Origin of the sequence: Ferrovum sp. (assembly GCF_027317285.1) — a bacterium.
In the GTDB taxonomy this organism is placed as follows: Bacteria; Pseudomonadota; Gammaproteobacteria; order Burkholderiales; family Ferrovaceae; genus Ferrovum.
The window spans coordinates 1-747 of the sequence record NZ_DAHVHV010000139.1 but is presented as its reverse complement, the minus strand read 5'-3'; the positions used below and the strand labels follow the sequence as shown (position 1 = coordinate 747).

At 51.5% G+C, this 747-nt stretch carries 1 protein-coding gene and 1 other RNA gene; both read left to right on the top strand.

Annotated features, from left to right (window positions below):
* Positions 1-75: a transfer-messenger RNA gene (gene ssrA / locus M6F29_RS11965) on the top strand; the annotation flags it as partial.
* Positions 76-409: 334 nt separating this feature from the next.
* Positions 410-747: flagellar brake protein (locus tag M6F29_RS11960; RefSeq protein ID WP_298160219.1), on the top strand; the 338-nt coding region annotated here is incomplete at its 3' end.

Below are 747 nucleotides of genomic sequence, written 5' to 3'. Positions count from 1 at the left end.
AAGAGCCTGACTAAGTATGTAGATCTGCTTGTAGAGGACTGACGGACGCGGGTTCGATTCCCGCCGCCTCCACCATTGCCTTAAATCCCAACCCGTATCGGTTGGGATTTTTTTTGCCCGCAACGCCACTGTTGGCGGGGTTCCGGCAGTTTTTCTCTTGAGCGCCACCCTGCCACAGACCCGGTTTCCGGTACCACTTTCCCCGGTTTCTGCCCTCTGTTCTCTGTTTGCCTCTTGAGCGTTCAAGAGGTCGCATCCAGGATTCATGCGGGTTTCCGGCCCATCGGTTATGATCATGAATTGGGTGAGCGCAGGCGACCGAAACAGGGAATAGCAGGCCGTGAATCGCCTCAACCACCACACTATGTACCTAAGATCCAATAGTTCTAGCGAGAAGGCCGAACCGTCCATGATGATGCCCAGTTTTGCTTCCCTTAATCTGCAAGTGGACGAGTTATTGCAAGCACAAATGTGGGAAGGCAAAACCCCAAAAAAATACAGCGTCAGACTGATCGGTTATTGCGAGAAGCGGAGCATCTTGGTGACTGCCCCTGAATTCAATGGCCGTGTGATCTTGGCGCACGAGGGGCAGAATATTGTCATGAGATATTTCTCGGGAAAAAACGCCTATGCCTTTACTACGAGCGTGTTGCGGGTTTGCAATACGCCGTACCCTTACCTCCATGTGACCTATCCGGTTTCCATTCAAGAGATGAAGATCAGAAAGGCAGTTCGGGTTAAAACGAA